Annotated in this window: 24 protein-coding genes; 8 read left to right on the top strand and 16 right to left on the bottom strand. The window is 72.2% G+C overall.

Translation table 11 applies throughout. The features are described 5' to 3' along the window. Positions 1 to 27 precede the first annotated feature (27 nt). From ACFPLC_RS14065 to ACFPLC_RS14050, 4 genes are all read left to right on the top strand, one after another. Positions 28 to 897, top strand: a complete 870-nt coding sequence (locus tag ACFPLC_RS14065; protein ID WP_378191796.1) for a ribokinase — start codon at positions 28 to 30, stop codon at positions 895 to 897. Positions 898 to 925: 28 nt separating this feature from the next. After that, positions 926 to 1,663 carry a hypothetical protein gene (locus tag ACFPLC_RS14060; RefSeq protein ID WP_378191794.1) on the top strand — a complete coding sequence of 246 codons (738 nt, stop codon included), beginning with the start codon at positions 926 to 928 and terminating at the stop codon, positions 1,661 to 1,663. Next, positions 1,656 to 3,302, top strand: a complete 1,647-nt coding sequence (gene ptsP / locus ACFPLC_RS14055) for a phosphoenolpyruvate--protein phosphotransferase (protein WP_378191792.1) — start codon at positions 1,656 to 1,658, stop codon at positions 3,300 to 3,302. The genes ACFPLC_RS14060 and ptsP overlap by 8 nt, the downstream gene beginning before the upstream one ends. 478 nt (positions 3,303 to 3,780) lie before the next feature. After that, positions 3,781 to 5,214 (top strand): MFS transporter, encoded by a 1,434-nt coding sequence (locus tag ACFPLC_RS14050; protein ID WP_378191790.1) that lies wholly within the window; start codon positions 3,781 to 3,783, stop codon positions 5,212 to 5,214. Positions 5,215 to 5,286: 72 nt separating this feature from the next. Here ACFPLC_RS14050 and ACFPLC_RS14045 read toward each other — a convergent pair whose 3' ends face one another. Beyond that, a complete protein-coding gene (locus ACFPLC_RS14045; RefSeq protein ID WP_378191788.1) occupies positions 5,287 to 5,949 on the bottom strand; it encodes a DUF1707 SHOCT-like domain-containing protein in 663 nt (220 codons plus the stop codon). Positions 5,950 to 6,027: 78 nt separating this feature from the next. Here ACFPLC_RS14045 and ACFPLC_RS14040 point away from each other — a divergent pair, with 78 nt between their 5' ends. Then, positions 6,028 to 7,038: a hypothetical protein gene (locus ACFPLC_RS14040; RefSeq protein WP_378191786.1), complete on the top strand. Its 1,011-nt coding sequence runs from the start codon at positions 6,028 to 6,030 to the stop codon at positions 7,036 to 7,038. Between the two features lie 3 nt (positions 7,039 to 7,041). Here the strand turns inward: ACFPLC_RS14040 and ACFPLC_RS14035 are convergent, their stop codons facing one another. Genes ACFPLC_RS14035 through ACFPLC_RS14025 form a run of 3 tightly spaced genes read right to left on the bottom strand, consistent with a single transcriptional unit; the run spans position 7,042 to position 10,081 of the window. Further along, positions 7,042 to 7,710, bottom strand: coding sequence for a response regulator (locus ACFPLC_RS14035; protein WP_378191784.1), 669 nt, complete (start codon positions 7,708 to 7,710; stop codon positions 7,042 to 7,044). Next, a complete protein-coding gene (gene macS, locus ACFPLC_RS14030; RefSeq protein WP_378191782.1) occupies positions 7,707 to 8,843 on the bottom strand; it encodes a MacS family sensor histidine kinase in 1,137 nt (378 codons plus the stop codon). Before macS ends, ACFPLC_RS14035 begins: the two co-directional genes overlap by 4 nt. After that, positions 8,840 to 10,081 (bottom strand): AI-2E family transporter, encoded by a 1,242-nt coding sequence (locus tag ACFPLC_RS14025; RefSeq protein WP_378191780.1) that lies wholly within the window; start codon positions 10,079 to 10,081, stop codon positions 8,840 to 8,842. The genes macS and ACFPLC_RS14025 overlap by 4 nt, the downstream gene beginning before the upstream one ends. 288 nt (positions 10,082 to 10,369) lie before the next feature. Between ACFPLC_RS14025 and ACFPLC_RS14020 the strand changes: the two genes are divergently transcribed. Next, the gene (locus ACFPLC_RS14020; RefSeq protein ID WP_378191778.1) at positions 10,370 to 11,350 is read left to right on the top strand and encodes a hypothetical protein; all 981 of its coding nucleotides are present in this window, start codon (positions 10,370 to 10,372) and stop codon (positions 11,348 to 11,350) included. Between the two features lie 207 nt (positions 11,351 to 11,557). Beyond that, positions 11,558 to 15,178, top strand: coding sequence for a PE-PGRS family protein (locus ACFPLC_RS14015; RefSeq protein ID WP_378191776.1), 3,621 nt, complete (start codon positions 11,558 to 11,560; stop codon positions 15,176 to 15,178). A gap of 230 nt (positions 15,179 to 15,408) precedes the next feature. On the opposite strand, the gene ACFPLC_RS14010 is transcribed toward ACFPLC_RS14015, so the two are convergent. Continuing rightward, positions 15,409 to 16,179, bottom strand: coding sequence for a dioxygenase family protein (locus tag ACFPLC_RS14010; protein WP_378191774.1), 771 nt, complete (start codon positions 16,177 to 16,179; stop codon positions 15,409 to 15,411). Positions 16,180 to 16,246: 67 nt separating this feature from the next. Then, the gene (locus tag ACFPLC_RS14005) at positions 16,247 to 16,639 is read right to left on the bottom strand and encodes a helix-turn-helix domain-containing protein (RefSeq protein ID WP_378191772.1); all 393 of its coding nucleotides are present in this window, start codon (positions 16,637 to 16,639) and stop codon (positions 16,247 to 16,249) included. Positions 16,640 to 16,705: 66 nt separating this feature from the next. On the opposite strand from ACFPLC_RS14005, the gene ACFPLC_RS14000 reads away from it, so the two are divergent. Further along, positions 16,706 to 17,158, top strand: a complete 453-nt coding sequence (locus tag ACFPLC_RS14000) for a MarR family winged helix-turn-helix transcriptional regulator (protein ID WP_191316254.1) — start codon at positions 16,706 to 16,708, stop codon at positions 17,156 to 17,158. On the opposite strand, the gene dnaB is transcribed toward ACFPLC_RS14000, so the two are convergent. The 10 genes from dnaB to ACFPLC_RS13950 all read right to left on the bottom strand — a co-directional run bounded on the left by dnaB (position 17,155) and on the right by ACFPLC_RS13950 (position 25,012). Continuing rightward, positions 17,155 to 18,564, bottom strand: a complete 1,410-nt coding sequence (gene dnaB, locus ACFPLC_RS13995; RefSeq protein ID WP_191316255.1) for a replicative DNA helicase — start codon at positions 18,562 to 18,564, stop codon at positions 17,155 to 17,157. The genes ACFPLC_RS14000 and dnaB overlap by 4 nt on opposite strands. 517 nt (positions 18,565 to 19,081) lie before the next feature. Further along, a complete protein-coding gene (locus ACFPLC_RS13990; protein ID WP_378191770.1) occupies positions 19,082 to 19,870 on the bottom strand; it encodes an ESX secretion-associated protein EspG in 789 nt (262 codons plus the stop codon). A 101-nt stretch (positions 19,871 to 19,971) separates the two neighbouring features. Next, the gene (locus ACFPLC_RS13985; protein ID WP_378191768.1) at positions 19,972 to 21,333 is read right to left on the bottom strand and encodes a hypothetical protein; all 1,362 of its coding nucleotides are present in this window, start codon (positions 21,331 to 21,333) and stop codon (positions 19,972 to 19,974) included. A 1-nt stretch (position 21,334) separates the two neighbouring features. Beyond that, the gene (locus ACFPLC_RS13980; RefSeq protein ID WP_378191766.1) at positions 21,335 to 21,934 is read right to left on the bottom strand and encodes a DUF3558 domain-containing protein; all 600 of its coding nucleotides are present in this window, start codon (positions 21,932 to 21,934) and stop codon (positions 21,335 to 21,337) included. Beyond that, positions 21,931 to 22,287, bottom strand: coding sequence for a hypothetical protein (locus ACFPLC_RS13975; RefSeq protein WP_378191764.1), 357 nt, complete (start codon positions 22,285 to 22,287; stop codon positions 21,931 to 21,933). The genes ACFPLC_RS13980 and ACFPLC_RS13975 overlap by 4 nt, the downstream gene beginning before the upstream one ends. 126 nt (positions 22,288 to 22,413) lie before the next feature. After that, on the bottom strand, positions 22,414 to 22,875 hold the full coding sequence (gene rplI, locus ACFPLC_RS13970) for a 50S ribosomal protein L9 (protein WP_003098743.1): 462 nt from the start codon (positions 22,873 to 22,875) through the stop codon (positions 22,414 to 22,416). A gap of 14 nt (positions 22,876 to 22,889) precedes the next feature. After that, positions 22,890 to 23,138, bottom strand: coding sequence for a 30S ribosomal protein S18 (gene rpsR, locus ACFPLC_RS13965; protein WP_003098744.1), 249 nt, complete (start codon positions 23,136 to 23,138; stop codon positions 22,890 to 22,892). 43 nt (positions 23,139 to 23,181) lie between these two features. Then, the gene (locus tag ACFPLC_RS13960) at positions 23,182 to 23,694 is read right to left on the bottom strand and encodes a single-stranded DNA-binding protein (protein ID WP_378191760.1); all 513 of its coding nucleotides are present in this window, start codon (positions 23,692 to 23,694) and stop codon (positions 23,182 to 23,184) included. A 17-nt stretch (positions 23,695 to 23,711) separates the two neighbouring features. After that, positions 23,712 to 24,035, bottom strand: a complete 324-nt coding sequence (gene rpsF / locus ACFPLC_RS13955) for a 30S ribosomal protein S6 (protein WP_191313494.1) — start codon at positions 24,033 to 24,035, stop codon at positions 23,712 to 23,714. Positions 24,036 to 24,151: 116 nt separating this feature from the next. Continuing rightward, positions 24,152 to 25,012, bottom strand: a complete 861-nt coding sequence (locus tag ACFPLC_RS13950) for a hypothetical protein (protein WP_378191949.1) — start codon at positions 25,010 to 25,012, stop codon at positions 24,152 to 24,154. Positions 25,013 to 25,076 lie beyond the last annotated feature (64 nt).

Raw genomic sequence — 25,076 nt, 5'->3', positions numbered from 1 at the left:
CGGACCGGTTTCTGGCACAGTGCGGGTATGAACTCCGACGTCCTCGTTGTGGGATCCGCCAACGCCGACCTCGTCGTCGCGGTGGATCGCCGGCCTGCCGGCGGGGAGACGGTACTGGGCGGCGACACCGTGCTTTCGCCGGGCGGCAAGGGCGCCAACACGGCGGTCGCGGCGGGCCGGCTCGGGGCGGACGTCGCGCTGCTCGGCGCCGTCGGTGACGATCCCTACGGCAGGCTGCTGCTCGATTCGCTTCGCGCCGCCGGCGTCGACACCGGGCTCGTGCGGACCAGCGACCGACCGACCGGCATCGCCTACATCACCGTCACCCCGGACGGCGAGAACTCCATCCTCGTCTCCCCCGGCGCCAACTCCGGCCTGGAACCCGCCGACGTCGACGCCGTCTTCGACGGGGTGGAGGTCATGGTCGTCTCGCTGGAGGTGCCGCTGCCGACCGTCGAGCACGCCGTCGCGCGGGCCGCCGAAAAGGGCGTCCGGGTGCTGCTGAACCTGTCACCGGCGGCGAAGCTGTCCCCGGAGACGCTGGCCAGGCTCGACGTCCTGCTGGTCAACGAGCACGAGGCGGCCTGGCTCACCGGGCCCGGCGCCGAGTTCCGGAAGCTGCTCGACCTGGGGCCGCGGGCGGCCGTCGTCACGCTCGGCGCGGCCGGCGCCGTGGTGGTGGAGAAGGACGCCACGACCGAGGTGGCGTCGCCGAAGGTCGACGCCGTCGACACCACCGGGGCCGGGGACGCCTTCGCGGGCGCGCTCGCCGCGTCGCTCGCCGACGGTGCCGACGTGGTCTCCGCGGCGAAGCGGGCCGTGCGGGTCGCGGCGTTCAGCGTGACGCGGCACGGGGCCCAGCCGTCCTACCCCACCGCCGCCGACCTGGGGGAATGATCACGCGGTTGGCCGTGTTGCAGGTCACATGGGCGACTCGTTCGATTCGGCCTGGTGGCGCGGCTACGCCGCTCAGCTGCGGGCGATCGCGGACGCGCGCCGCCCCGACCGGCTCGCGATCATGCCGCTCGACGAGACCCTCAAGGCGCTCGGCAAGCAGACCGAACTCGACGAAGGCGTCTACGACGTCCCGCTGGAGGGCATTGTCGGCACGGTGGCCCGCGCCGGGGACTTCGACCGCGAGTTCCGGCCGCGCAACCGCGCACTGCGCGACCGCTGGGAGTACCTGACGCGGACGACGGCGGACCTGCCGCCGGTGCGGCTCGTGCGGCTCTCCGACATGTTCTTCGTCGAAGACGGCCACCACCGCGTCGGCATCGCGCGGGCACGCGGCACCCGGACGATCCGCGCGCGGGTCCGCTGGATCAGCACGGTCGCCTGCGCGCTGCGCTGCCTGACCCTCGCCGACCTGCCGTCGAAGACCGCCGAGCGGATGTTCCTCGAGCGCGTGCCGCTGCCGGACGACGTCCGCCTCGGGCTGTGGCTCGACGACCCGGCCGACTGGTTCCGGCTCGCCGACTCGGCCGAGGCCTGGGGTTTCCGCCGTATGCTGGCCGGACGGCCGGTGCGCAGCCGCGAAGAACTGGCCGGCTCCTGGTGGCGCGAGGAGGTCAAGCCGGTGCTCGACCAGGTACGGCAACGCGGTTTGTGCCCGCCACCACGAGATATCCAGGCGTACCTGAGCTATGGTCTAGACCATGCCTGAGTTTGATGCCGCCGCGGACGCCCTCTCGGGGGTCGCCGTCAGCCCCGGCCGCGCGAGTGGTCCCGTCGTCCGTGTCGCGGAGCCGCTCGGCGAGCCCGCCGCCACCCCGGCCCCGGCCGACCCGGCCGCCGAGGCCGCCCGGATCGCCCCCGCGGCCGCGATCGTCGCCGGCCGGCTGGAGAAGCAGGCCGAGACGGCCACCGGCGAGGCGGCGACGATCCTCATCACCACCGCCGCGATGGCGGCGGACCCGGCGCTCGCGTCGCAGGCCGAGACCCTGGTGAAGACGCAGAATCTGCCCGCCGCGCGAGCCGTCTACCAGGCCGCGGAGGGCTTCGCCGAGGCGCTGGCGGCGGCCGGCGGGTACATGGCCGAGCGCGTCCGGGACGTCCGGGACGTCCGCGACCGGCTGATCGCCGAGCTGCTCGGCATCGCGCCGCCCGGGGTGCCCGAGCTGGCGTCGCCGAGCGTCCTGGTCGCCCGCGACCTCGCCCCGGCCGACACCGCCGGCCTCGACCCGGCGAAAGTGCTCGCCCTGGTCACCGAGGAAGGCGGGCCCACGAGCCACACCGCGATCCTCGCGCGCGCCCTGGGCATCCCGGCCGTCGTCGCGGTGCGCGGGCTGCTGGCCCTGGACGCGCAAGCGCTTGCGGTCGACGGCGACACGGGCACGGTCGAGGTCGCGGACCCGGCCGCCCCGGTCGTCACGGCGGCGGTGGCCCAGCTCGCCGACTGGAACGGCACCGGCGCCACGGCCGACGGTCACCGGGTGAAGGTCTACGGCAACGTCGGCTCCCCGGCCGACGCGCAGGCCGCGGCGGACGCGGGCGCCGAAGGGGTCGGCCTGTTCCGCACCGAGTTCTGCTACCTGGACGCCGCGGACGAGCCGACGGTCGCCGACCAGCGCGCGGCGTACACGGCCGTGCTTTCGCCGTTCCGCGGCAAGCCCGTGATCGTGCGGACCCTCGACGCGGGCGCGGACAAGCCCCTGGCGTTCCTGTCCCCGGAAGCCGAACCGAACCCGGCGCTGGGTGTGCGGGGCCTGCGCGTGGCGTTCGACCGGCCCGAGGTGCTGGACCGCCAGCTCGAGGCCATCGCGGGCGCGGCGGAGGATTCGGGCGCCGAGGTGTCGGTGATGGCCCCGATGGTGGCCACGGTCGAGGAAGCGGCCTGGTTCGCGGAGCGGGTGCGGGCGGCGGGCATCGCCCGCGCGGGCGTGATGATCGAGATCCCGGCGGCGGCGCTGAGCGCCCGCGAGATCCTGGAAGCGGTGGACTTCGTCTCGGTGGGCACGAACGACCTGGCCCAGTACACGTTCGCGGCGGACCGCCAGCTGGGCGCGGTGGCCAAGTTGAACGACCCCTGGCAGCCGGCCCTCCTCCGGTTGCTCAAGCTGATCGGCGACGCGGCCAAGGCCACGGGCAAGCCGGCGGGCGTCTGCGGCGAAGCGGCCGCCGACCCGCGCCTGGCGCTGGTCCTGGCGGGCTTGGGCCTGACGAGCCTGTCGATGAACGCCCCGGCGATCCGAGCGGTGGGAGCGAGTTTGGCGGCGGCGACCCTCGCGGAGTGCGAAGCGCTGGCGGAGGCCACCCTGGCCACTTCGAACCCGACGGCCGCCCGCACGGCGGCGCGCCCCTGAGGCTTTCGCGCCGGAGGTGAGTTGGCCGCCACCGGCCCTGGTGTGCGGTCCCGGCTCGGCCTGCCGCTCCGGGCCTGGGGTCAGGGGCGGCCTGCCGCTGGGGCCTGTGGTCCGGCTGGGCCTGCTGCTCGGGTCGGCCCGCTGCTCGGGCCTGCGGTCGGGCTCCGTCTGGCCGCTTGGGCCTGCCGCCAGGACCTGCCTGACTCGTTTCGCCCCAGCACGAAACATCCCCACCCGCGGGGGCACCCCCCCACTTTCAGTCTATCGGTCATCACCGACAGTGCGGAGTTGTGCGAACCTGAAACAGCGTGGTTGTCCACATTGATCGAGGGGTGTGGGCAACCCGCCTCAAGCCGGTGAAGGCCGCCCCGAAGCCCCAGGGGCGGCCTTCACCGAGAAAAGTTCCGGGCCGTTGTCGATCCCGTGGCCGGCCGCTCGACGAAGAGGTGAGAAGCACCCGCGTCGAGAGGACCTCACCATGACCGCCACCATCTCCGGCCCGGCCGAAGCCGGTCCCGTGGCAGCCGCCCCGGCCGAAGCCGCCCCGGCCGAAGCCGTCAGGGCCGGGCGCCGGGAGTGGGTCGGCCTGGCCGTGCTGGCCCTGCCGACCCTGCTCGTCTCGCTCGACGTCTTCGTCCTCGTCCTCGCGCTCCCGAAGATCGCCGCCGGGTTGCACGCCGATGGGACCCAGCAGCTCTGGATCATGGACACCTACGGCTTCATGGTCGCCGGGCTCATGGTCACCATGGGGACCCTCGGCGACCGAATCGGGCGGCGGAAGCTGCTGCTCATCGGGGCCGCCGCCTTCGGGCTCGCCTCCGTGGGGGCCGCCTTCGCCCCCAGTGCCGGGATGCTCATCGCCGCGCGGGCCGTTCTCGGGATCTCCGGCGCGACCCTCGCTCCCTCCACGCTCTCCCTGATCGGGACCCTCTTCAAGAACCCGCAGCAGCGGGCGCAGGCCATCGGGATCTGGGCCGGCTGCTTCACCGTCGGCGCCATCATCGGGCCGATGGTCGGCGGGCTGCTGCTCGAGCACTTCTGGTGGGGCTCGGTCTTCCTGCTCGGCGTTCCCGCCATGGTCCTGCTGCTCGTCATCGGCCCGAAGCTGCTGCCCGAGTACCGCGACGAGCAGGCCGGACGGCTCGACCTCCCCAGCGTCGCCCTCTCGCTCGCCGCCATCCTGCCCGCCGTCTACGGCATCAAGGAAATCGCGCGTGACGGCCTCCACGTCGTCCCCACCACGGCTCTGCTCATCGGCCTGGCCGTCGGGTACGTCTTCTACAAGCGGCAGCGCGCCCTCGAAGACCCGCTCGTCGACTTCAGCCTCTTCGCCGCGAAGGCCTTCCGCACCACGCTCGGCGGAATGCTCCTGTTCAGCATGCTCGGCGGCACCACCATGCTCTTCACGGCGCAGTTCCTGCAGCTCGCGCAGCACCTTTCGCCGGTCGGCGCCGCGCTCGGGCTGCTGCCCGGGATGGCCGGCTCCACCGTCAGCTTCCTCGCCGCGCCGCACCTCGCGCGCCGCGTGCAGACGAACGTCCTCATTGCCGGCGGGGTGGCGCTCGCCGCGGCCGGCATGGTGATCCTCGCGGTCGCCGACCCCGTGGCCGGGCCGGGGTGGCCCGCGCTGGGGTTCGCCGTGACGTCGCTGGGCGTCGGGCCGATGGTCGCGCTGGGCACCGACCTCGTCGTCGGCTCGGTTCCGGAGCGCAAGGCGGGCGCCGCCGCGTCGCTGGCGCAGACCGTCAACGAGTTCGGCTACGCCATCGGCATCGCGACCGTCGGGACCCTCGGCAACGCCGTCGTCCGCGCGCACGGCTTCGCCACCGGCCTGCACGTCGTCGCCGCGCTGGCCGCCGTCGCGTTCGCCACCCTCGTCTGGTTCGTGGCGCGGAACCTGCGGGCCGCCTGAACGAGCGAAGGCCTCCCCACCCGATGCCTGGGTGGGGAGGCCTTCTTGACGCCGGGGGCAGAGGGGCCCCGGCTAGCCGAAGAGACCGCGCCGCGGGTGCCGGACGACCAGCGAACCGCCGTGGACGCGGCCGCTCAGCACGTACCGCGGGTTGCCCATCCGCCCGTTGCTGCGCGTCTTGTCCTCCATCGAGCCGAACTTGACGTCGCCGATCGAATTGAGGTCCACCGCCGCGTGCTCCGGGATGATGATCTCGACCGAGCCCCACTTGGCGTCCAGCTCGATGTGCACCACCGGCGACTGGACCTGGGCTTCGGTGAAGTCCAGCTTCGTCGAGCCGTACTTGTTGCGCACCACCAGCTGGGACGGCACCACCCACGGCCCGCCGCGGTGCAGCGACGAGTACTTCGCGTTCAGTTCGACGCGCTGCCCGGACGGGAAGCCGCTGTAGCCGGCCGGAGCCGCGTACGCCGGAGCGGCGGCGAGAGCCGCGGCCGGGTGGTAAAGCCCCGCGAGGTCGGCCAGCACGGCGTTCAGCTCGCCCCGCGTCCGCGACGCCAGCGCGCGGTCGGTGCGCTCGGTGAACTCGTCGAGGTCGATCATCCCGCGGCCGATGGCCTTCTGCAGCACGCCGACGACGTGCTCGCGCTCCTGGTCCGACACCCGGAGATCGCGCTCGCTCAACGGCTTGGTTTCGGTCACCGGTTCCGCCGCCGCGGTCTCTTCCTCGCCCATGCCCATGATGGTAGAACCGGATTTCACCAGGGAGATCGGGGGAAAACCCTGAACGGACCCGTAATCCGCGCCGCCGCCGTGGCGGCCGCCGTCCTGCTGGCCGGGTGCAGCGCCGAACCGCCGGCGCCGCCGCCCGCGCCGCTGGCGGAACTCTCCGGCATCCAGGCGACCGGCGGCATCGGCGTCACCGCGCTGCTGCCGACCGCCGGCCCCACCCTGTTCGCCGCCGACCGCGGTGCCGCCGGGACACCGCCCGGCTACCCCGGCGGTGACGTGCAGGTGGACGTCGTCCGGGTCGGGAAGCACGTCATCCTGACGGTCCACCCGCGGTACGCCCGGACCCCCGAGCCCTCCGAACTCCTCGAGTACACCGGGCCGTCGAGCCCGCCGCGTTCCCTCGGCCGCGCCTGGTCGGCGGGGCCGGACGCCGCCGGCGAAGGCGTGTGGCTGATCCGGCCGGACACCCCGGACGACTGCCGTCTCCAGCACGTCTCGCTCACCGCCGGCGAGCTCGGCTCCGGCCAGCCCGCCAGCTGCCGCACCCAGGTGCGGACCGAGACCGAGCACGGCCTGCTGATCACCATCAACTCCGGCACCCCCGAGTCGACGGACGCCCTGATCGAGCCGGCGACCGGCCGCACGATCCGGCAGGCGCCGCGCATCCTCGGCGCCGCCGGCGACTGGCTGCTGCTCGACGGCCTGACCGACCTGACCCTGGTCGACCTGCGGGACAACAGCAGCCGCAAGCTCAGCCGGCCCTCGATCGGCCCGGCGCCCACCGTGGTGCCGTCGCGGGAAGGGACGATCTGGGCCGTCGACTTCGGGAACCCCGCCTACCGCGGCACCAGCACGCAGACGCGGGACATCTGGCTGCTGCGCCCGAGCGGGCCGACCTGGGACCACGCCCCCGGGATGCCGTACGTCACCGAGCACCTGAAACGCGGCGGGGGCTTCGACTGGTCGGAGGCCGGGGACCTCGTGCTCGCCGACGGCGTCCTCGCCGCCTGGCACCCCGGCGAACCGCAGTGGCGGTTGAGCCAGGCCGCGCTGCCGAAGGGCGACTGGTCCGGCTTCGCGGTCATCCCCTGACGGTCACTCCCCGTCGAGGCCGTGCTCGATCGCGTACCGGGCCAGCTCGACGCGGTTGTGCAGCTGCAGCTTCCGCAGCGTCGACTGCACGTGGTTCTCCACCGTCCGGTGCGACAGCACGAGCCGTTCGGCGATCTGCCGGGCGGTCAGGCCCTTCGCGACCAGGCGCAGGACGTCGGTCTCGCGCTCGGTCAGCCGCGGCGGCTCGGCGCCCGCCGCGCCCTCGGCCGACGCGTCGGCCATCCGCCGGTACTCCCCGAGCACCAGCCCGGCCAGGCCCGCGGTGAACACCGGGTCGCCGGCGGCGGTGCGGTGGACGGCGTCGACCAGCTCCACCGCGGACGCCGACTTCACCAGGTAGCCGGACGCACCGGCCTTCACCGCCTCCAGTACGTCCTTGTGCTCGCCGCTGGCCGAGAGCACCAGCACCTTCGTCGACGGCAGCGCCGCGGTGATTTCGCGGGTCGCGTCCACGCCCGAGGTGCTGCCCAGGTTCAGGTCCATGAGGACGACGTCCGGCCGCACGGTCCGGGCGATCCGCAGCGCCGCCTCGGCGTCCGGTGCGGTCGCCCGCACGTCGAAGCCGTGTTCGGTCAGGTCGCGGGCCACCCCGTCGCGCCAGATCGGGTGGTCGTCGACCACCATCACCGAGATCCGCGGTTCGTCGCTCATTTCGCACCCCTCGTGCTCGGCACCCTGACCTCCCACTCCGTGCCCCGGCCGGGCCCGGTGTCGAGGGTCGCGCTCCCCCCGAGGTCGCGAACCCGGCCCCGGATGGATTCCACCACGCCGAGGTGCCCGTCCGCGGCGGCTTGCTCGAGAACGCCGTCCGGTATGCCCGGTCCGTCGTCGCGGATGCTCACCACCACCTCGTCACCGAGGTCCTCCAGCAGCACCCAAGCGTGCGCGTCCGGCCCCGCGTGCTTCTCGACGTTCGACAGCGCTTCGCGGGTCACGGCGACCAGCTCGCCGGTGACGTGCGCGGGCAGCTCGACGTCGTCCGCCGGCGCCGAGACCTGCACCGACGAGGTGGCGAGGACCTGCAGCGCGGCCCGCAGGCTCATCGTGCCGCTGTCGGTCAGCTGCCCCGGCTCGGTCGTCACCAGCGACCGCAGCGCGATCTCCTGCTCGCCGGCCAGCCGGGCCAGCTCGGCCGCTTCGCCGCCGACCTCGTTGCCGCGCTTGCGGACCCGCGCGAGCACCTGCAGCACGCTGTCGTGGATCGACCGCGCCAGCCGCTCCCGCTCGGCCGTGGCCGCTTCCTTCCGCAGCGCCTGCTCCAGCCGCGCCACCGACCGGCGGGCCATCGTCGAAGCCATGCCGACCAGCAGGCCGGCGGCGGCGAGCAGGACGCCGTCGCGGGCGACGTCGAGGTCGAACTTCTCCCGCGCCAGCCCGGTCGCCACGCCGACGACCAGCCCGGCGAGCACCCCGCCTACCGCGCCGAACCGGGCGCCCGCGGCGACCGGCGCCACGGCCGCCCACACCGTGGTGATGAGCGGGACGTTCATGGCGAACTGCGCGTCGCTGAGCACCCACGGCGAGGTCAGCAGCAGCCCGGTGGTCAGCACGAGGTCGAAGACGACCAGTGCGGGCGGGCGCGTCCGCTCGCGCAGGTAGAGGAAGCTGCTCACGACCGACCACACGGCCATCACGCCGAGGATCGTCCACGCCAGCCACTCGCGCCGGTACTCACCGCTCTGCACGATCACCGTGCCGCAGGCGAACGCCCAGGTGAGGAAGCGGAAGGCGAGCACGCCCCGCCACATGGGCGTGACCGGGTCGGGCGTTTTCCGTACGGTCACGGCTTCTTGTCGCGCTTCGGTGGTTCCGCCGTGGAGGAGTCGGCTTCGGCCTCGCCGACCGTCGCGATTTCGGCCTTCGGCGACCCGGGCTCGGCGTCGTTCGGCTGCGCGGCCTGGTCCTTGAGGACGTTCACCTCGGCCGGGTCGGGATCGGTTTCGTGCAGCAGCGACCGGACCCCGGCGTTCAGCACGGCCAGCAGCGGCACGGCCAGCAGCGCGCCGGCGATCCCGCCCGCGACCAGGCCGGCGGTGATGGCCAGGACGACGGCGAGCGGGTGCAGCTTCACCGCCCGCCCGAGCAGCAGCGGCTGCAGGATGTGGCTTTCCAGCTGCATCACGCCGATCACGATGGCCAGCACGATCACCGCGCCGATGAAGCCGTTCGTGACCAGCGCGATCAGCACGGCGACCCCGCCGGTGATGACCGCGCCGATGATCGGGATGAACGCGCCGATGAACACCAGCGTCGCCAGCGGGATCACCAGCGGCACGCCCATGATCCACAGGCCGATGCCGATGCCGACCGCGTCCACCACGGCCACTGCGGCCGTCGCCCGCACGTAGCTGACCAGCGACGCGAACCCGCGGCGCCCGGCGACGTCGACCCGGTTGCGGACCCGCTTCGGCACCCCGCGGACCAGGAACGACCAGATGCCGTCGCCGCCGCTGAGGAAGAAGATCGTGATGAACAGCGTCAGCAGGAACCCGGTGAGGATCTCGCCGACGGTGCTCGCCGTGGTCAGCGCGGTCGTCGTGATGGACGCCTGGTTGTTCTGGATGAACCCGATCGCCTGGTTGATGAAGTCCTGGATCTGTTCCTGCCGCAGGTGCGGCGGACCGTTGAGCAGCCAGTTCTTGATCTGGTCGAGGCTCGCGTTCACCTGCTGCTGCAGCTGCGGGAGGCCGGAGGAGAACTGCGTGACGACGAACGTCAGCAGGCCGCCCAGCACGGCCAGCCCGGCGATCAGCACGATCGCCGTCGCCAGCCCGCGGGGGAACCGCACCGCCACCAGCTTCTGCACCGCCGGGGCGAGCAGCGCGGACACCAGCAGGGCGATGGACAGGGGGATGACGACCACCGAGAGGTAGCCGATCAGCCAGACCACGGCGTACAGGGCCGCGGCCACCACGATCAACCGCCACGCGAGTGCGGCACTTATGCGCAGGCCCCGGGGGATCAGCCCGGTGACGTCCTCGTGCTCCGGCAGGAACGGGTCTTCGCGTCGCGCGTGGGTCACCGGCCCACCGTAGCGCTGGACCACCCGATTCGGCCGTTTTCGCACGGCCGCGTCCGACACAGGTGACAGCCAGGCATGATCACCGACCGTCAAATCGGCCTACACGGTGTGTCTTTCACACGATGGGGGCATCAAGTCGTGTCGAGGGTGCGCGGCGCGGCGCCGGTTTGATTAGGTCGCTTTCGCAACGGCCGGATCACGAACCCAGCACTGTGACAGCCGGCCCTCCGGCCCGGGCCGGGGCTCCGCCACCCGGAGCCCCCAACAAAGACATGAAGGAGACTTCGAGTGGCGACCACGGCGAGCGAGGGGCAGGGCGCGAAGCGCGTCGGCCGTCTCGTGTCGCGTGCGCTGCTCGTGCTCGGCGGCGCGATGGCGGGCACCGCCGCCGCGTGGCTCGTCTCCGGCGCCGCCGCTTCGGCCGACACCGTCCAGGTGGGCACCGCCTCCGTCACCCCGGTCACCGACGCCACGGCGGCCGGGATCGGCGACGTGAACCACGGCGCCGGGCACTTCGCGGGCGAGATCGCCGGCGGCGTCACCGACGCCGTCTGCCACCAGGACGCGACGACGTGGAGCGAGCCGCAGGCCTCGCACCCGTGTGGCAGCACCGACGCCGGCACCGCCGGCCGCGAGGTCTCCCAGCGCGTCAGCGCCTCGGTGACGGAGCTCACCGACGACGCGGTGCTGAGCCCGGCCCAGCGCACCCTCGGCGCGTTCGAGCACATCGTGCGCAAGCCCGAGGACACCCGCCAGGTCATCGAGGAGACCATCGCCCCCGCGCCGGACGCCGACTTCGGCCGCCACGTGTGGCAGCTGCTCGACCCGGCCGGGCACGGCGACCTGGTTCCGCTCCACCCCCTCCCGGGCCTCGCCCCGGTCGAGGACGAGCCGGTGACCTCCGGCACCGGTCAGGTGGCGGGCACGCCCGCCGTCTCGACCGTCGAACTTCCCGCCGCGCTGCGAGCCGAGCTCGCGATGCCGGCGGGTGGGCAGCACGACGACGTCACCGGTGCCGCGGGTCACTTCCGCGACCGGCACCGTGACCTGCCGTCGCCGCTGGCTCCGGCGCAGCTTCCGATCGCGCCGGCCGTCCCCACCGCCCCGGGTGGCACCACGGCCCCCGGTGGACACCTCGACGGCTTCAACTTCGGCGTCCCCTTCTGGACCACCGAAGCCGCCGACTCCGCCGTCGCGGCGATGAGCCGCGCCGGCCTGCGCCACTCGCTGCGCACCCCGGGCGAACAGCCCGGCGTCACTCCTGACTGAACACCTCCCTCCACGGGTCGCTGACGCACCCACGTCCGTCGTTCTCTGACGGCTTCGCGTCCGCGCAACACCCGTGACACGGCGGTGCGCTTTCGTGCGCCCGCAAGAAGTTCCACCTCCCCCTGGTGCGGCTCGGACCTCTTCCGAATTCGACGGGCGCACCCCCATGAACCCGCAAGGGAACCCGAAATAAAGGAGAAAAACCCCATGCAGACGTGGGCAAAGCGCGGACTCCAGACCGCATTTGTCACGGGTGGGTTGCTGATGCTGGGCACCGGCATCGCCTCGGCTGACGAGAACGTCAACCCCGACACCCCTGCCTCCCCGCTCGACCTGAACGTGACGGTTCCGATCCAGGAAGCCAACAACGCGGTCGGCGTCCCCTTCGGCCAGCTGGACCTGCCCGAGGGGCAGACGGAGCTGAGCACCAAGCCGGCCACGCAGGCCGCGAACGAGGCTGCCAAGCAGTTCGACGACGCCAGCCCGATCAACGAAAGCACCCTGGGCGGCCGGTTCACCCCGAGCCACGACAACCTCAAGCGCAACAAGGTCACCGGCGACCTCGTCGTCCCGATCCAGATCGTCGACAACGCGATCGGCGTGGGCGGCGACGCGCACGTCGTGGGCACCCACCACTCGCAGAGCTGGGGCCACGACCAGGACGTCAAGACGACGGGCCAGGACTCCAGCCTCGCGGGCAACGCCGTGGTCCTCGACTGGGCGCTCCCCGTCCAGATCGCCGGCAACGGCGGCGGGGTCGCCGGCGGCACCGGCCGCGTGACCGGTGGGTCGGCCAGCCAGAGCACCACCGAGACCGGGGACGTCACCACCAGCGGCGACGGCTCTTCGCTCTCCGGCAACGTGGTCGCGGGCCAGTTCGCCACCCCGGTGCAGGTGACCGGCAACGCCGCGTCCTACCTGCTCGGCAACGGGCAGAGCCACGGCTACTCCGCCGACACCGTCGCCACCTCCGGCGGCTCGCTGCTGAGCTCCGGCGACCGGGCCTCCGGGTCGGGCAACGTGATCGGTGCGCCGATCGCCCTGCCGGTCAAGTTCAACTGCAACTCCGGCGCGGTGTGGGGCTCGCTGTCGAACTCCGACGGCTGCAACACCTCCGCCGACGCCCTCGCCGGGGCCGACCGCACCGTCCGCGGCGGCGTCCCGACCTACCTCGAGACCAGCGGCAACGACTCGTTCCTGTCCGGCAACGCCGGGGCGGCCTCGCTGTCCCCGATCGCCAACGTGGCGGGCGTCGCGGGCTCGTGGATCGGCAACGCCTCGGCGGGCATCCCCTGCGCCGGCAGTTCCTCCAGCACTGTCGACTCGGGTGGCCTCGTCAAGACCGCCGGTGACAACTCGAGCGGGTCGGGCAACGTCCTGAACCCGTCGCTCGCGCTGCCGGTCGAGGCCTTCGGCATCGGTGGCACCTACATCGGCCAGGCGAACGCCACGCACGACAACACGACCGACGCCAACGCCGGCAACGGCAGCTTCACCCGCGGCAACGGCGCCTTCCTGGGCGGCAACATCGTCAACACCCAGGCCGCGGGCGCGCCCGAGGTCTTCGGCATCGGCGGCAGCCACATCGGCAACGCGACCGGCACGGCGACCGAGGACAAGAAGGTCACCGCCGGTGGGTACGACGGCACGATCGGCCACAACTCGTCCGGCTCGGCCAACATCGTCCAGGTGCCGGTGGGCCTGCCCGCCGAGGTCTTCGGCATCGGCGGCTCGTTCATCGGCCAGGGCTCCGGCGCGGCCGACGAGACCAAGGTCGTTTCCGGCGGCGGCGGTGGCAACACCGACGACGACAACGGCTTCCTGAGCTCGAACCTGGGCGCGGTCCCGGTGTCGACCCCGGTGCAGGTCGCCAACGTCGGTGGTGCCTTGATCGGCCAGGGCCACGGCAAGGGCTCGACCGACACGACGTCCAACGCGGGCGGCGCGCTCAAGGCGGCCGGCCCGGCGGGCGCCGCCGCGGGCAACATCGTCGAAGCCCCGGTCGCGCTGCCCGTGCAGGCGATGGGCGTCGGTGGCGCCCTCGGTGGCATCGGCACCGGTGAGAACGACAACATCACCGACGCGACGGCGGGCGGCAACGCCGTGACCGACGGCCGCGACGGTGCGGTGACCGGCAACATCGTGAAGGCCCCGATCGCGGGCGCCGGCTCGGTCTTCGGCGACGGGATCGCCGCCGCCGCGCTGGGCACCGGCAAGGGCACCAACGACGTCGAGTCGGAGGCGGGCGGCAACGCCACCACCAGCGGCGACCGCGGCAGCGTGGCCGGCAACATCGTCGGCGTCGACCCGCTGGCGGCGGCGCAGGTCTTCGGTGACGCCGCCGGCGCGGCGGGTGTCGCCAGGGGCACCGGCATCAACATCACCGAGGTCGAGAACTCGGGCGACGACACCACCTCCGGTGTCGAAGGCGCGATCTCCGGCAACATCCTCGACCTGCCGCTGACCGCGATCGCGCAGCTGTTCGGCGACGCGGCGGCCGTGGGCGGCGTGGCGAACGCCGCCGGCGACAACACGCTGACCACGGAGAACGGCGGCAAGGCCGCCACCGCGGGCGACCTGTCCAGCGTGTCGGGCATCAACGGCTACCACGCGTTCGCGCTGCCGGTGCAGATCTTCGGGGTGCCTCTCGAGCTGCTCGGCGTCGCCACCGCGTACGCCACGGACATGACCCGCATCGACGACGACGCCGCCGCGAAGGCCATCGCGTTCCCGGCCGAGGGCTCCGAGCTGGCCGCCGACGAGCTGCCCTCGCTGGCCGCGTTCCGCAGCGGCCTGCCGGCCCAGCGCGGGCTGCCCGCGGTCGACGGGCTGCTGGGCCAGCTGCCGGTCGCCGGCCTGCTCGGCGGGCTGCCGTCGCTGGACGGGCTGACCCACTCGGTGCACACCAGCAACCTCTCCACCCAGGGGCTGCCGACCCAGGGCCTGCCGATGCGGGCCGTGCCCGCGGTGACCGGGTTCGCCGGCCACCTGCCGGCCGCCGAGCTGCCCACCCAGGGCCTGCCCGCGCTGCCGGTCGCGGCTCCGCTCGGCGAGCGTGCCGCCACGCCGAAGGTGAACAGCCCGCTGCCCGCCGCCCCGGCGCTGCCGAAGGCGGCCCTGCCCGCCGCGGCGCTGCCGGTGAACGGCCTGTCGTCGCTGGGCAACCTCGGTGGCCACGGCGCCGAGCGTGCGGACGTCCCGGCTGCGGGCCTGCCCGTCGCGGTGCCCGCGCTGCCGAAGCCGGCCGTGCCGGCCCTGCCCGCCGCGGCGCTGCCGGTGAACGGCCTGTCGTCGCTGGGCAACCTCGGCGGTCACGGCGCCGAGCGTGCGGACGTCCCCGCCGCGGGCCTGCCCGTCGCGCTGCCGGCCCTGGGTGGCGTTCCGGCGCTGCCGAAGCCGGCCCTGCCGACGCTGCCCACCGCCGCGGCGCTGCCCGCGGTGACCGGGCTGTCGGCGCTGGGTGGGGTCCTGCCGGGGCACACCGAGCGTGCGGACGCTCCGGCGGCCCTGCCCGTCGCGCTGCCGGCCCTCGGTGGCGTTCCGGCCCTGCCGGCCCTGCCCACCGCGCTGCCCGCGGTGAAGGGCCTCTCGTCGCTGGGCTCGCTCGTGGGCCACGGCACCGAGCGTGCGGACGTGCCGGCCACCGGCCTGCCCGTCGCGGCCTCGGAGCTGCCGGCCGCCCTGCCGACGGCGCTGCCCGTCGCCCAGGCTGTGCCGGTGAACGCCAAGCTGCCGGTGCTGGACAGCGCCCCGCAGGTGCCGGCGATGTCGGGCCTGGACTCCACCGGCTTCCTCGCGAAGCTGATCGGCCTGATCAAGCGCAAGTAGTGCGGTGAAAGCCGGCGGGTTCTCCGAAACGGGAACCCGCCGGCCCACGATCCCCGTGGTCACGCCGCCGAGCGCTTCACGCGCCGCGAGGGCGACCTCGCACGGAGCACCCGGCGACGGACCGCGGACGCGGGCCTCCCGCGAACACCGGAAAGCTCTCCTTCCCTGGAGACGACGAGCCCCAGGAGCCGAATCGGCTCCTGGGGCTCGCTTGCGTCTTCAGGGGGCGGTCAGGAGAACTGGAGGGAACGCTTCGCCAGGCCGTGCCAGAAGCCGTCGATCACCGTGCGCCCGGATCCCTCGTCCGAAGTGGCGCCGAGGGAGACGAACAACGGGGCGAAGTGCTCGATGCGCGGGTGCGCGAGCGCCGCCGCCGGCGCCTTGTGCCGGAAGTCCAGCAGGGTGTCGAGGTCCCCGTCGCGCAGGACCTCGGCACCCCAGTGGTCGAACTCGGCCGACCAGGACGGCGGCGTCCCGTCGGTGGTACGGGCCATGCCGCTCAGGTTGTGGGTGAAGAAGCCGCTGCCGATGATCAGCACGCCTTCGTCGCGCAGCGGCGCGAGCTTGCGGCCGAGGTCGAACAGCTCCCGCGGGTCGAGCGAAGGCATCGAAACCTGCAGCACCGGGAGGTCCGCGTCCGGAAACATCTCGACCAGCGGCACGTAGGCGCCGTGGTCGAGGCCGCGCTCCGGGGCGTCGTGCACGGGCGTCTCGGTCGAGCGAAGCAGCTTCCGGACCTTCGCTGCCAGCTCCGGTGCGCCGGGAGCCGCGTACTTCACCTGGTAGTAGCGCTCGGGGAAGCCCCAGAAGTCGTACACGAGCGGCACGGTCGTCGTCGCCCCGATGGTCAGCGGCGCTTCCTCCCAGTGCGCCGACACGACGAGGATCGCGCGGGGCTTCGGCAGGTCGGCCGACCAGGCGGCGAGCTGGCGGGTCCACGTGGTGTCGTCGGCGAGCGGCGGCGCTCCGTGGCTGAGGTAGAGGACCGGGGTGCGGGTCATCGACGGCTCCAGATGTTGAAAGTTCAACTACCACCGTACCTGACGCCCGCGGGCCCCGGGATATTCCTCAGGCAGCTTCGAGGTTCGCGGCGCACCTTTCGAGGGTCCGCAGCGTGGTGCGGTAGTCGTCGTCGCTGATGCCCGCCATGGATTTCGCGCGGAACTGCTTGACGTGCGCTTCGACGCGGGCGTGGGCTTCGCGGCCGTCGGCGGTCAAGGCACCGTCTTCGGTGACCCACCCGCGGGCGCGCAGGTCGGCCACCTTCGGCGCCATCGATCCCTCGCCGGCGACGAACGGCGCCATCGCCGCGTCGACCTGCTCCGGCGTGCGGGCGCCGAGGGCGATCGTGTTGAGTACCTGCCAGTGCCGGCGGGTCAGCGACTCCGCGTCGAGGGCCTGGGTCATGGAGGATTCGAGGAGCTCGTGGAGGTGGCGCAGCCACCAGCCGAGGGGTTTCATGAGGACTCCAACATGTCGATGAGCAACTACATGTAAAATTACATGTAGTTCGGAGGTGGAGCAACCATGACGGACGCGGTGGCCGACGTCGAGCGCGCCATGATCGCGATCCGCCGCAGCCAGCAGCGGCGAGCCCTCAGCCGGATCGGCAAGGCGAGAGGCCGCGGCGCGCACGACCCGGTGTTCGAGCTGCTCGACGTCGTCGAAGAACTCGCCGAACGCGGAGAGCCCAGCACGGTGACGGCGCTGAGCGCGGCGATGGGCGTCGACCAGCCCCGTGCGAGCCGGCTCGTGGCGCGCGCGGTCGAGCAGGGCCTGCTTCGCCGCGAAGCTGATCAGCGCGACGGACGGCGTGCGGTGCTCGTACCGACCGCGGCCGGACAGGAGCACCTCGACGAGATGCACGCCTTCCGCCGCGGGGTGTTCGCGGAGGTCATGGCGGACTGGCCGGAGGAGGACCGCGAGACGTTCGGCAGGCTCCTCACGGCGTTCGTCCGCGGGTACAGCGCTCTCGGCTAGTCGTGCGAGAGGTCGACGAAGCGGCTGTAGTGCAGCTGGTGCGCGACGGTGATCGTCGCCGTCGGCCCGGCGCGGTGCTTCGCGATGATCAGGTCCGCCTCGCCCGCGCGCGGGTCGTCCCGCTCCCAGGCGTCCGGGCGGTTGACCAGGATGACGAGGTCGGCGTCCTGCTCCAGTGAGCCGGACTCACGCAGGTCGGACAGCATCGGGCGCTTGTCCGTGCGCTGTTCCGGACCACGGTTCAGCTGGCTGATCGCGATCACCGGGACCTCGATCTCCTTCGCCAGCAGCTTCATCTGCCGCGAGAACTCCGAGACTTCCTGCTGCCGCGACTCGACGCGCTTGCCCGACGTCATCAGCTGCAGGTAGTCGAGGACGACGAGCTTGAGGTCGTTGCGCTGCTTCAGCCGGCGCGCCTTCGCGCGGATTTCCATCATCGTCATGTTCGGCGAGTCGTCGACGAACAGCGGTGCCTCGGAGACCTCGCTCATCCGGCGGGCCAGCCGCGTCCAGTCGTCGTCGGACATCTTGCCGCCGCGCATGTCGGCGAGGCGGATCTTGGCCTCGGCCGAAAGCATGCGCATGACGATTTCGGTCCGGCTCATTTCCAGCGAGAAGATGACGCTGGTCAGGCCGTGCCGGATGGACGCCGAGCGGGCGAAGTCCAGGCCCAGTGTCGACTTGCCGACACCGGGACGGGCGGCGACGATGATCATCTGACCCGGGTGCAGCCCGTTGGTCAGCTCGTCGAAGTCGGTGAACCCGGTCGGGATGCCCTGCGACTGGCCGCCGCGCGAGGCGATCGCGTCGATCTCGTCCATCGTCGGCTGCAGCAGCTCTTCCAGCGCGACGTAGTCCTCGCTGGTCCGGCGCTCGGTGACGTCGTAGATCGCGGCCTGCGCGCGGTCGACCACCTCGTCGATGTTCGCGCCGTCGGCCGCGGCCGCGCCGTAGCCGTACTGCACGATCCGGGTGCCCGCCTCGACCAGCCGGCGCAGCACCGCCTTCTCCGAGACGATCTCGGCGTAGTAGCCGGCGTTCGCCGCGGTCGGCACCGTCGCGATCAGCGTGTGCAGGTACGGCGCGCCGCCGACGCGGCCCAGCTCGCCGCGCCGCTCCAGCTCGGCCGACACGGTGATCGGGTCGGCCGGCTCGCCGCGGCCGTAGAGGTCGAGGATGCAGTCGTAGATCGCCTGGTGCGCGGGCCGGTAGAAGTCGTCGGGGCCGAGCGCCTCGATGACGTCGGCGACCGCGTCCTTCGACAGCAGCATGCCGCCGAGCACGGACTGCTCGGCCGCGATGTCCTGCGGCGGCTGGCGGTCGAAGCCGCCACCACCGGGACCGGGGTCGCTCGGACCCGGGTCGGACTCCGCGTACATCGGACTGCGGTCGTCGGTCAGCGCCACCGCCCCGGACACCTCCTCATCGGCCGAACACCTGTTCGATTATGCCGGATCTTCGCTCTCGAAGCACGGGGCTGGCGCCCCGGCTTTTGGTCCACCGGTCGTGCACCGGACCTCGCCCCCCGATGATCGGCGACAACGCCGGCCGGCTGCCGCAGACACGCGGAGCACCACCGTGAGTACAGGCCCGAGCGGGCACGCTAGATCCCCCGGACGGCCGATGGCAATTCAGGGTGGGGACCCTTCTGTGGACAACCTGGGGATGAACGGGGGTAACCAATCACAGGTGTCGCGAGAGCTGTGGACAAGTTGGGGACAAGCCTGATCGGCTTTGACGAATCCGCAGGTCAAGGGGCTGTGTACAAGGTGTGGAGAACTTGCGGAAAACTCGTCCGGCGTGTCGCGGGAAGTCCGTTCTTCGGCGTGTCGTGGACCAGCTCGAACCCATTGGACCGCACGGCCTGTGGATGAATATCACAGAGGGTAGACGCGATGACCCGGTGGGCTGAACGGCCCTGCGTCAGGCCGCGGTGAGCCGGCCCTGTGCGCTGCGTAACCGGTCGGCGAGAACGCGCTGGTCGGCCGGGGTGAAGGCGATCCGGTTCTCGCCGCGCCCCGGAATCTCTTCGGTCAGCCACCGGCCTTCCGAGGTATCGATGTAGTTCACCGGGCGTTCGATCCGGTGCCGGGCGCCGGTGCGGCTGCGGGCCGCGACGTAGAGGCTGCCGCTCCCCATCCGGCGCAACGCGAGGATCCGGCGGAGCTCTTCGACCTCCTGCGACCCCTCGGCCGGGCGGTCGCTGCGGAGCACCGCGAACGCGCCGTCGTCGCCGCGGGCGGTGCCCTCGAGCTGGCTCTTCGGCACGGCGAGCGGCGTCCCGCGGGCCGGCGCCAGCTTCGGGATCTGCCCGAGGAAGTCGTCGAGCAGCTCGCCCGGACGCGTGGACTCCAGCACGACGACGTCCAGCTCCTCGTGCTTGGCCAGCACGAACGCCTCACCGCCGGCGCTGCCGGCGAGCAGCCGGTAGCTCACCGGCTTGCCTTGGAACCCGCCGTCGATCCAGCCGTAGTACTCCAGCTGCGGCCGGGCGATCGCCTCGATCGTCGCGACGAACCCCGGGTGCATGCCGCGCGGGCCGAACAGCCCGGCCTTGGCGAGCTCGGCGTTGGTCTGCTCGTCCTCGGCGCGCTGGGCCTCGTCGCTGTACCAGGTCGGCTTCTCCGACAGCACCGTGTGCGGCTCGCCGCCCCGGCGCCGGATCAGGTTGATCAGGGTGCCGGTCGTGATGGTGACCTGCCTGTCCAGCACCGCTCTTGCCCCCAGAAAAATCGGACACAGTGAAGATCGTTGGTGGACCCGGTGGGAGCCGGGCGCGCCCATCTTGGCACGCGCCCCGCGCCCCGCGTGCGCTACTCGCCGATGACCGGCGGCGCGGTCAGCTCGTCGGTCCCGAAGATGTCGTTCGGGTCGTCGCCGAGCAGGTACTTCGACGTGCGTTCTTCGTCGCCGCCGCCCTGGCCCTTGGCGCCGCCGGGGTGCATGCCGCCCATGCCACCCATCCCGGAGGCTCCGGCGCGGCCGGCCGACCCGCCGCCCATCGCCCCGCCGGCACCCGCGCCGCCCCGGCCGGCGCCGGCCGCGTCCCCGCCGCCGGGCATGGCCGCCCCGGTCGAGCCGCCGGGCCCGAAGCCCACGCCGCCCGGGCCGAAGCCGGCCGCCGGGTCGCCGATCCCGCCCGAGCCGCCGGGCCCGAAGCCACCGCCCGGGATGGAGAAGTCGCCCGCGCCACCCGAGCCGCCGGGCCCGAAGCCGCTCGCGCCGGGGATCTTCGGCGGGGTGAACCCCGAGGAGTGGGTGCCGTCGCCGAAGTTCGGCGGGGTGTAGCTGCCCACGCCGGGGATCCTGGACGGGTCGTAGCTGCCGCCCGGGATCTTCGAGGGGTCGAAGGACGGCGGCTTCGAGGGGTCGAAGGACGGCACCTTGCCCGGGTCGAAGCTGCCTCCGGGGGTGTTCGGCTGGCCGGGGAAGGACGGGACGCTGCCCGGGCCCGGCATGTTCACCCCGGGCACCGAGCCGGTGCCGGTCCCGGTCCCATTGCCGGTTCCGTTGCCGTCGCCGGTCCCGTTGCCGTTCTTGTCGCCCGGCTTCTTCTTGCCGTCCTTGCCGCCGTCGACGTTGACGTTCTCCTGCTGACCCTTCAGCGCCGCGTACGTCGGCATCTTCTGGCCGTTGTCGTTGCTCGCCTTGTAATAGGTGTTGAAGGCGTCGACGTTGGCCTGGCCCTTGGCGTTGTAGTCGCGGATCGCCCGGTCGGTGTCGGTCGTCCACGGCGTGATCGCGTTGAGCAGGTTGTTCTTCGGCGGGTCCTTCGGCACCTGCTGCACCTGCGCGTGCACCGTGGTGAAGGCGTTGTGCTGCTCGCCGAGGTACTTGTCGGAGTCGGTGAGCTTGGTGCCGGAGTCCTCCATCCACACCCGCAGCGGGTGGGCGCCGGCGTTCTGCGCCGCTTCGGCGCCGCCGCCGGTCCAGGCCGCGTCCATCTCCTTGGCGAGCGCGTCGATGGTGCCGAGGCGTTCGGCGTAGGCGCCCCTCAGCCGGTTCGCCGCCGACTGCCCGCTTTCGATCGAACCGGCTCCGGGACCGGTGGTGATCTTCTCCCAGATGTCGTAGCAGTCGATCTTGCGATCGCCCTGCACCGACGTGTGGTCGTCGGAATGCGTGGTCGCCAGGTTGTAGGCGGCGAAGCCGCCCAGCAGCACCAGTTCCAGCACCTCAGCCTCCCAGGGAGCGGATCATCGACTCGCCGAACTTCATCGCCACCGAGCACGGGTCCGATACGCCGGGGCCGTGGTCGTACTGGACCAGGATGTTGACGGTGAGCTGGTCGGTCACCGCGACGAACAGGCCGCACTTGCCGTTGTTGCGGGCGTCCACCGGGCCGGCGTAGACGCCCGGGTAGCCGTAGGCCTGGGTCTCGCCGAAGTAGGCGTCGTTCGCCCTGGTGTCGTAGACGTCCTGCAGCCCGTTCTTGTTCGCCGTCACCGTGGTCACGTCGATCTGGTTGCCCGGGTCGGCGGCTTCCTGGAACGTGCAGCTCGGGCCGTTGCCCGTGGTGCGCGGCTGCCCTTCGCCGAGCCCCAGGTCGGAGCGCGCCGACGCGGTCAGCGTCGTGCAGGCGTCCGAGGTGATCGACGCGGTGTTCAACGGGCTCGGCACCCTCGGCGCGGTGTCGGCGGTGGACCGGGTGGTCTCGCTGCCCGACTCGGCCGTGGACGGCGCCGGGTTGGCGGTGCCCCGCGTCTTGCCGGCGCAGCCGGTGAGCGCGAGCGCGGCGACGGCCAGTGCGGGAACGGCGATGAGTCGTCGGTTCACGTGGCCTGGTTCCCCGTCTTCGAAAGGTCGGAGTAGGTGTCCGACTCCTTGGTGGTGATCTTCTGCTTCGCGGCGGTGAGCGCGTCGATGTAGTTCTTGACGTAGTCCTGCATCTTCTGGTTCTGCTCGAGGAACGCCTTGCCGGACGGGTTCGCGAGCTTCTCCCAGTCGCCGCTCGCGAACTCCTTGCCGGGCGCCTTCACGTTCGCCATCAGGTGGGCGTCGTCGAAGTCGCGCTTCAGGTCGGCCAGCAGGTCCTGCCACTTCTTGATGACGCCGTCGATCTTGTCGGCGTCGAACGTGAAGCCGCCGCCACCGCCGGCCGGCGCGGACATGTTGACCTCGTTAGCCATGCGATCCCATCCCCTTCGCGTCCTCGCCCATTCTCCTCCGACGCCGCCGCGGTGTCCGAGGTTCCCCGGAAAGCGTGAAGGCGGGCCACCCGCCAGGGGTGACCCGCCTTCTCACGACGTACTGCCTTACTGCGCGACGGCCTTGACCTCGAGCCGCACGTCGACCTTGACGTCCGGGTGCAGCCGGGCGCCGACCGAGTGCTTGCCCACGGTCTTGATGTGGTCGCGCAGCTCGATGACGCGCTTGTCGAGCAGCGGGCCACCGGCCGCCTTGATCGCGTCGACGATCTCGCCGGCGGTGATCGAACCGAAGAGCTTCTTCGAGCCCTCGGCCGCCTTGCCGGTGAGCTGGATGGCGCCGAGGCCCTCCAGCGTCGCCTTGATCTCCTTGGCGTGGTCGAGGTCGCGGATGCGACGGCTCTCCTGCGCGCGCTGGATGGTGCGCACGTTCTTCTCCGCGCCCTTGGAGGCCACGATCGCGTAGCCCCGCGGGAGCAGGTAGTTGCGCGCGTAGCCGTCCTTGACCTCGACGATGTCGCCGGGGCCGCCCAGGTTGGCCACGTCCGTGGTGAGGATGATCTTCGCCATTTCCGTGCCCTCCCTTAGCGCGCGGTCGAGGTGTAGGGCAGCAGCGCCATTTCGCGGGAGTTCTTGACCGCGATGGCGATGTCACGCTGGTGCTGGCTGCAGTTGCCGGTGACGCGACGGGCCCGGATCTTGCCGCGGTCGGAGATGTACTTCCGCAGCAGGTTGGTGTCCTTGTAGTCGATCAGTTCCGGGCGGCCCTTCTTCTCGGCCTTGCAGAACACGCAGACCTTCTTCTTGGGCTTGCGGATGGGTGGCTTGGCCACTGTCTACTCCTGGTAATTCAAATCTTGTGGAATGTGTACGAGATCAGAAGGGGGGCTCGTCCGAGAAGCCGCCGCCACCGCCGCCGCTCGCGGCCGGGGCGGAGCCCCACGGGTCGTCGGCCGGCATGCCGCCACCGCCGCCGCGGTTCCCGCCGCCGCCACCGCCGCCGCCGAAGTCACCGCCGCCACCGCGGCTGACTTTGTTGACCTTGGCCGTGGCGTACCGCAGCGAGGGCCCGATCTCGTCGACCTCGAGCTCGACGACGGTGCGCTTCTCGCCTTCCTTCGTCTCGAACGACCGCTGCTTGAGGCGGCCCTGCACGACGACGCGGGCGCCGCGGGTCAGGGACTCGGCGACGTTCTCCGCCGCCTGCCGCCAGATGTTGCAGCGCAGGAACAGCGCCTCGCCGTCCTTCCACTCGCCGGACTGCCGGTCGAGGGTGCGCGGCGTGGACGCGACGGTGAAGTTCGCGACCGCCGCACCGGACGGGGTGAAGCGCAGCTCCGGGTCGGACGTCAGGTTGCCGACCACCGTGATGACGGTGTCTCCAGCCATCGGGATTCCCCTTCGGCTCAGGCCTTGGCGGCGGGCTTGGCCGCGGCGCGCTTGACCTCGCGACGCATGACCTTGGTGCGGAGCACGGTCTCCTGCAGCGACAGCTGGCGGTCCAGCTCCTTCACCGCGTCCGAGGACGAGTTCAGGTCGAGCAGGGCGTAGATGCCCTCGGCGTGCTTCTTGATCTCGTACGAGAGGCGACGACGGCCCCAGACGTCGACCTTCTCCACGGAACCGCCCGAAGTGCGGATCACGTTGAGGAAGTTGTCCAGCGTGGGGGCGACCGTGCGCTCGTCGAGCGTGGGGTCCAGGATGACCATTACCTCGTAATGGCGTGACACAACCACTCACCTCCTATGGGCTCGCGGCCACGGACTGTCCGTGGCAGGAGGGTTTGTCCAGGTAAGGCTACCTGGGGGTACCGACAGGACCGGACAGCGGGTCTCTTCTCGGGGGCTCAGCCGGCCCGGCGCAGGACCCAGGTGCGGACGAGCCCGGCGGTCACGCCGGCGAGCACGATCACCGCGATCAGCATGGGCAGCTGCACGTCGTTCGGCGTGCTGTTCGAGGCCAGCGATTGCGCGTTGCCCGCGTCGCGGATGTCCGCGCCCTGGCCGCTCTGGTCACCCACGCCGGCCTGCGGGGCGGCGGCGTCACCGGGCAGGGTGCCGTTCGCCGGGTAGCGCACGCCGGGAGCGACGGCCGTGCCGGCGGTCGCCGTCGGGATGCCGCTGTAGTCGCGCATCGGGGCGCTGCCGCCGGTGCCGCCGGCGGTGCCCGGGTTCAGGTTCGAGAGGTTGCCCGACGCGCCGCCGGGGGTGGTGCCGGTGCCGCCCTGCTGGGTGCCGGTGCCGCCCGCGCCCGGCTGGGCCGGGGTGCTCGGCGCCACGTAGTTGCCGGCGAGCAGCGTGAGGCCGCAGCCCTTGGCGACCGTGCTCTCGACGCTGTTCAGCGTCTTGTTCCAGTCGAGGCCGAGGCCCCACGTGCCGGAGTTGGCCAGCGCCGTGCGCACCGCCTTGCCGATCGCGGCGCCGGTCGCCTCGCCACCCGCGGCGTTGGGCACCTGGCCCACCGGGATCGAGTGGTTCTTGGCGATCGAATCGCCCGCCCAGCTGCCGATGGCCAGGGTGCCGGCGTTGTTGGCGCCGTCCGTGACCAAGGACTTGACCGAGGCGCCGTCGATCGCGACCAGGTCGCCCATCTGCCCGGTGACCGAGCCCGTGCAGCTGTTGCTCACGAGGGTCGTCGCGGCGGAGGCGGTGCCCGTGGAGAGGAACGCGCCCCCGGCCATGAACGCGGCAATGGCGGTGACGGTCATGAGCTTCCGCACGAGCACAGTCCTCCAGAAATCACGGGGGCGTCGTTCGAGGCACCATCAGGAT

The organism is Amycolatopsis plumensis (assembly GCF_042652605.1).
Taxonomy (GTDB): domain Bacteria; phylum Actinomycetota; class Actinomycetes; order Mycobacteriales; family Pseudonocardiaceae; genus Amycolatopsis; species Amycolatopsis plumensis.
This window is presented reverse-complemented; position numbering and strand designations above follow the sequence as displayed.